Raw genomic sequence first — 5,796 nt, forward strand, 5'->3', positions numbered from 1 at the left:
TGGCGGATAGTTTTTGGGTCACACTCTAATAAAGCTGAAATAGAGTTAACGCCACCATGAGATAATTTTTCACTTTCAATGGCGGCATACCGTCGCTTATTTTTTTCACAAAGTGAGTCATAAAATTTCTTCATCGACTTTTCGATATTTTTTTTATAAGGAAATGACATAAGACAACCACTGAGTAATAAATTAAGATAACCTTAATTTAGGGGAGATATTTCATTATTCAAGCTTGGCTGCTTCAGGAAGTTATTTCGTGCACATTCCTAAGGAAGATAAACCGTTCTTCCTTCGCTGCCAGCCATGGAGAGCGAACGCGAGGGCTGGTAGTCCCCAGAAGGCGTAGGGCCGTTGTTTTGTCGGAATCGTAGCACTAGCGTAGGTGGAGACAAAATAAAAGGCATTCCGAAACGCCGTCCAGTCATTTGAGGGAGTGTTACGAAGCCAGCACCGAGTTTACGATGGTAGTGGCGAAGTGGCACGTACGCAGGACGTCTGGGGCGCCGAAGGCATTAGCGGTCGCGTTAAGTTTTTGCCGCTTGCTTGGGCTGGGATGCCCAAAACAAGCTTTCGCAAAAATAGCGACTCCCCGCTGGCATGTCTCAACACGTAATCATGTATGGATCCATTTATCTGAGAAATACAAGAATAAAACGGGTAATGGCATCTTTGCTGATGGTATGTCCGAGCTAGACGATGTTACCGGTGCCTTGCTTGATAAACTGGATGAATTGAAAATCGCTGATAATACCATTGTAATCTGGTCTACAGATAACGGTGCCGAGATATTTACCTGGCCACAAGGGGGAAACCATCCTTTTAAAGGTGAGAAAGGTTTAACCAGTGAAGGTGGCTTTCGGGTACCACAACTAGTGCGCTGGCCGGGTAAGATCAAACCTGGCACAATAATTAATGACATCTTCTCGCAAGAGGACTGGATGCCCACTTTGCTAGCTGCAGCGGCGGGTAAAGATACCGATATTCAAGCAAAATTGAAAAAAGGCGGTGTAAAAGCGGATGGCAAAAAATTTAAAGCACATCTTGATGGGTACAATCAGGTGGACTTGTTAACGGGTAAAGGCCCTGGCAAGCGTAAAGAGATCTTTTATTTCAGCGGTGATGGTGATCTTAATGCGATTCGAGTGGGTGAATGGAAAATCACTTTTACAGAGATGTGGGGTAACCTACCTACAGCCTGGCACAAAACGCCAAGCTGGCCACTAATCACCAACCTACGTCGTGATCCCTATGAGCGCTTTCAAGAGCAATCTGATATGTACACCAAATGGTGGGCAGATCGTATGTATCTGATGGTGCCTGCGCAAGAAGTTGTTGGCAAACAGTTAGCGAGCCTGAAGGAGTTTCCGCCGGCCCGGGGTTCAAGTTTGAGCCTTGGAAAGTTGATGGACAGGATTACCTGGGCTACTTCGGCAACCAAGTAAGAATCACTCATAGCTCGGTGGGATATTCATCCCGCGCGTAACGTTTATGACTATTATTGAATGACAAATTAAAGGATGCCTAACATAGGCATCATAAATAAAATAAACTCTGGAGATAAAGCTTATGCATGAAAAAAAAATTAAAGATCCCTCAGCTGAAGAGTCGGTCTTAACCCCAACTTATGCTTCAAGAGAAATGACAGAGAGCATTCCTAAGCATACTTTCCCAGAGCAAAGTACTGCGCCTAATACTGTTTATAACCTGATTCATGATGAATTAATCCTGGATGGGAATTCACGGCAGAACCTGGCAACTTTTGTGACGACCTGGATGGAGCCTGAAGCAAAGCAATTGATGTCAGAATGTTTCGATAAAAACATGATTGATAAGGATGAATATCCACAAACAGCTGAAATCGAAAGTCGCTGTGTCAATATGCTGGCTAATTTATGGAATTCACCCGACCATGAAACGGCAACAGGCACATCTACCGTCGGTTCCAGTGAAGCCGCAATGCTAGGTGGTATGGCAATGAAATGGAACTGGCGCGATAAAATGAAAAAAGCCGGTAAGCCAACGGATAAACCCAATATCGTGATGGGCGCGAATACCCAGATTTGCTGGCATAAATTTTGTAAATACTGGGATATAGAAGCGCGTGAAGTGATGGCCGAAGGTGACCGCTTTACCCTGAATGCGGAAGAAGCCTTAAAGCTGGTGGATGAAAATACCATCGGTGTCATTGTTATTATGGGTAGCACCATGGATGGCAAGTATGAGCCCGTTAAAGAAGTTGCTGATGCATTGGATAAATATCAACAGGAAACAGGCATTGATATTCCGATTCATGTCGATGGTGCGAGTGGTGCATTTATCGCACCGTTTATTCAGCCTGATCTGGAATGGGATTTTCGTGTTCCTCGTGTGGTTTCAATCAATGCTTCCGGACATAAATATGGCCTTGTTTATCCAGGAGTAGGCTGGGCATTATGGCGTGATAAAAAACATTTACCTGAAGATCTGGTATTCCACGTCACCTACCTAGGGGGTGATATGATTGATTTTTCAATTAATTTTTCGCGTCCTGGGAATCAGGTGGTTGCGCAATACTATAATTTCTTGCGCTTAGGAATGGATGGTTATCGGCGTGTACAGCAAGCCTGTCAGGATGTCGCACTGTACTTATCGGGTGAAATTGCCAAACTAGGGCCATTTGAATTGATTACCAATGGTAGTGATATTCCGGTATTTTGCTGGAAATTAAAAGATGACTTTGCTGATTCCAGCAACTTTACCCTATTTGATATGGCTGATAAGTTACGTGAGCGTGGCTGGCTAGTACCTGCTTATCCGATGCCACCCAACCGTCAAGATCTTGTGGTACAGCGGGTCGTGGTAAAAGAGGGTTTTAGTCATGATATGGCTGAGATGTTGTTGAAAGATATGCGTGCGGCACTAGAATGGTTTGAATCACAGCCAGGGTTTATTGCTAAAACAGAAGGTAGTAATTTCCATCATTAATCGTCTATGAAAAATTCTCACACTAATATTAGTTTTTCCGGTCCGGGATATGTAACAAAAGCAATTCATATACTGGAAAATGGTGTGCAAAAAGTGGCTACTTCGCGCCGTCACCGCAAAGGGCGTGGTGCCTTGTTTTTTACATCTGAGGGCGTTAAACCTGTAACCACTAGTTTTAAACACCCCTGGTTGCATTTATGGGCACCCACTCGTTTAACCTGGTGGGTGGCTGTGCTGTTTATCATCGGCTCGGCTTTATTTAGTGTGAGAGGTTATGCGGTTACCTTTCCAGAGGGCTCGCCCAAAGCATTAAGCGCGGGTATGACTCTGGACTGGATTTTCTTTATTGGTTCACTTTTCTTTACCTCGGCTGCCTTTTGTCAGCTGCTGGAATCAATGAATGCAGGTGATAGTGAGGGCTTATATGCAGAGGAAAAGTTGGCGGATAATTTTCAGTGGATGGCCTGGCACCCGCAGCGCATTGGCTATATGGCCAGTCTGGTGCAATTAATCGGTACAGTGATGTTTAATTTTAATACTGGGAATGCTTTTATCGGTGATTTGAACTGGGTACAGCAGGATATATTAATCTGGACACCCAATATTATCGGTTGTATCTGCTTTTTAATCGCTAGCCGTCTTGCCTTTATGGAAGTCTGTCATGGTTATTGGGGCTGGCAGCCAGGGAATATTGAATGGTGGATCACTGTATTGAATTTACTGGGTTCGATAGGGTTTATGATCTCTACTTTCTATAGTCTGGCGGTGCCGCCTGGTGATAGTTCCACTACTTTTAGCTGGCTATCGGCCTTTTTTACTTTTCAGGGGGGCGTGTGTTTTTTGATCGCCAGTTATCTTTTACTTCCGGAAATGTTTTCTGAATAAATATTTGACTTCATAAGCAAAATTTTTAATTAGACGAAAAAAGAGTAATTACATGATTGATAACTACGAAATGATAAAAACCATCTCATTGCTGCTGATCTTATTTTCGGTGATAATTATTGCTCTGGCGATTATTTTTGTACATACGATGCCTGGAAAAATAGCCCGTAGTCGAAATCATCCACAGGCAGAAGCCATTGAAATAACTTCATTACTGGGACTTTTGGTTTTCCCTTTATGGATAGCAGCTCTCATCTGGGCGTATATCAAACAAGCTCAACCTGTCTTGCCGCCTCAGAATTATCCAGGCAATACCGATAAAGAAAATTTTATATTAGCAGCTAGCGAGGCTCAACACGCTATGCAGGAGCAGAAATTATCAAATGAGAAAATGACTCAGGCAGATTCAACGATGAACAAACCCCTGGGTAGCTCTGAAGATGCTGATCGCTCCAATGAGAGCATTGTTGAATCTAGTACTAAGAGGTAATGCATCATGGAAATTTTAGTCTCTATCGCTTATTTTAGCCTAGTGGTTAGTCTTTTTTCACTTCAAATATATCCGCTTTAATTTGTTCTGGAAGTTTATGGTATTCGGCTTATACATTATGGCAGGATTAACAGAAGTTACTGAAGTTTCCCAATTATTGAGTAGCTGAAATACACAATGCTGGTGTATCGAGGTTTATTTTAGGTGGTTTTGCCATGTTTATAGCAAACCCCTACTTAATTCCCCTTAGGCAATAGCATTTGAAACGAATGAAAAGACTATTTTTTTCATATAGTTGTAGCATAGTTTCAATTTTACCATAAATAATTATTGGGAAACTTCAGCAGAAGTTATTATGTTGGGGCAAAACACCCCTTACTCGAAAGAGTTGATTGTTGAACGCTATGTTATTCCCCTTGCACCTATATGGGGTGGACTGGTGAAAGAAGTTCATGTTTTGCCAAATACACCCTTACATAAAGGTGATCCGATTTTTTCTATGGATTCTGAGCCATGGCTTGATAAACTAAAAACAGCATAAAGCGAGAAAAACCAAGCTATCGCTGAAAAAAAAGTCAGTCAAAGCCAGTCTTGCTGAAGCGAATCGGCGCTTATATGATGCTAAAAAATTAGTTCCCAAAAAATTAATGGCTGCACAAGAGCTGGATATTCGAACTGACCGGGTTAATGGAATAAAAGCCCGGATTAAAGCGGTTGATGCAAAAATTGCATCACTACAAGCTGAAGCTGAAAAAGCCCGTTACAATGTTGATCATGCGACTGTGACAGCACCTTATGATGGTTATGTCGTTGACCTGCAGTTACGAGCAGGCGCATTTATTCGCCTTAAAACACCTGTAGTCGCATTTGTCAGCACCGAGAGCCTGTATTTAATAGCTGAAGTTTCCTAGAAATTCATCAAGCGACCATGCGTAACAAAACGGTTACCACCGAATTTACAGGGGAGCTGCTGTATTTGGGGCAAACCCTTTCAAAATCCGGGTCCAAAGCAGCTTCGGCAATGATACGCCGGATATCTGAAAAGGCAAAACTGGTCCGCCCCTTTACTTTGTGCCGACGTTCCGGATTGGTTTTTAAACGATCAGCATAAATCCACGTTAACGTTGTTGCCATCATACAGAAGTTCAGGTGGTTGGTCACTGCCTGCGCATTACGGCACTGGCTTTTCTGGCTACCTATGTCCTGCTTGAGTTCTTTGAACCCGGATTCGATTTTCCACCTTGCCCCGTAATACTCGATAATCTGTGTGATGGATAAATTTAAATCGGTAGTAAACAAAGCAATCCACTGCGTGCGACGAAACACCCAGACAACCTGAACGGGCCGTTTCAATGTTTTCAGCATGACAACACGACTATAAGCACTAACTTCACGCTGCTTTCCATAGAGATTCACGTTGTAAAACCGAGCCTCTTGTTGTACTGTTTTTGCCA

8 protein-coding genes are annotated in these 5,796 nt (G+C 43.0%); 7 read left to right on the top strand and 1 reads right to left on the bottom strand.

Going from position 1 to position 5,796, the window contains the following annotated elements:
* Positions 1-436: 436 nt before the first annotated feature.
* The 7 genes from CDZ78_RS23175 to CDZ78_RS12535 all read left to right on the top strand — a co-directional run bounded on the left by CDZ78_RS23175 (position 437) and on the right by CDZ78_RS12535 (position 5,253).
* A complete protein-coding gene (locus tag CDZ78_RS23175) occupies positions 437-616 on the top strand; it encodes a hypothetical protein (protein WP_244559242.1) in 180 nt (59 codons plus the stop codon).
* Between the two features lie 67 nt (positions 617-683).
* Positions 684-1,445, top strand: a complete 762-nt coding sequence (locus CDZ78_RS12510) for a sulfatase-like hydrolase/transferase (protein WP_244559243.1) — start codon at positions 684-686, stop codon at positions 1,443-1,445.
* Between the two features lie 124 nt (positions 1,446-1,569).
* Positions 1,570-2,967, top strand: a complete 1,398-nt coding sequence (gene gad, locus CDZ78_RS12515; protein ID WP_087870314.1) for a glutamate decarboxylase — start codon at positions 1,570-1,572, stop codon at positions 2,965-2,967.
* Between the two features lie 6 nt (positions 2,968-2,973).
* Positions 2,974-3,852, top strand: a complete 879-nt coding sequence (locus CDZ78_RS12520) for a hypothetical protein (protein WP_087870315.1) — start codon at positions 2,974-2,976, stop codon at positions 3,850-3,852.
* 52 nt (positions 3,853-3,904) lie between these two features.
* Positions 3,905-4,342, top strand: coding sequence for a DUF3302 domain-containing protein (locus CDZ78_RS12525; protein WP_087870316.1), 438 nt, complete (start codon positions 3,905-3,907; stop codon positions 4,340-4,342).
* Positions 4,343-4,697: 355 nt separating this feature from the next.
* A complete protein-coding gene (locus tag CDZ78_RS12530; protein ID WP_087870317.1) occupies positions 4,698-4,883 on the top strand; it encodes a hypothetical protein in 186 nt (61 codons plus the stop codon).
* 106 nt (positions 4,884-4,989) lie between these two features.
* The gene (locus tag CDZ78_RS12535) at positions 4,990-5,253 is read left to right on the top strand and encodes an HlyD family secretion protein (protein WP_087870318.1); all 264 of its coding nucleotides are present in this window, start codon (positions 4,990-4,992) and stop codon (positions 5,251-5,253) included.
* Positions 5,254-5,260: 7 nt separating this feature from the next.
* Here the strand turns inward: CDZ78_RS12535 and CDZ78_RS12540 are convergent.
* Positions 5,261-5,796, bottom strand: a 536-nt coding sequence (locus CDZ78_RS12540; protein ID WP_087870319.1) for a transposase, incomplete at its 5' end; no start/stop codon positions are given.

This window comes from Bathymodiolus platifrons methanotrophic gill symbiont (assembly GCF_002189065.1).
In the GTDB taxonomy this organism is placed as follows: Bacteria; Pseudomonadota; Gammaproteobacteria; order Methylococcales; family Methylomonadaceae; genus Methyloprofundus.

Coding starts and splice junctions, on each gene's coding strand:
- CDZ78_RS12530 (WP_087870317.1), top strand. CDS start 4,698: ATGTTGGGGCAAAACACCCCTTACTCGAAAGAGTTGATTGTTGAACGC.
- CDZ78_RS12510 (WP_244559243.1), top strand. CDS start 684: ATGTCCGAGCTAGACGATGTTACCGGTGCCTTGCTTGATAAACTGGAT.
- CDZ78_RS12525 (WP_087870316.1), top strand. CDS start 3,905: ATGATTGATAACTACGAAATGATAAAAACCATCTCATTGCTGCTGATC.
- CDZ78_RS12535 (WP_087870318.1), top strand. CDS start 4,990: ATGGCTGCACAAGAGCTGGATATTCGAACTGACCGGGTTAATGGAATA.
- gad (WP_087870314.1), top strand. CDS start 1,570: ATGCATGAAAAAAAAATTAAAGATCCCTCAGCTGAAGAGTCGGTCTTA.
- CDZ78_RS12520 (WP_087870315.1), top strand. CDS start 2,974: ATGAAAAATTCTCACACTAATATTAGTTTTTCCGGTCCGGGATATGTA.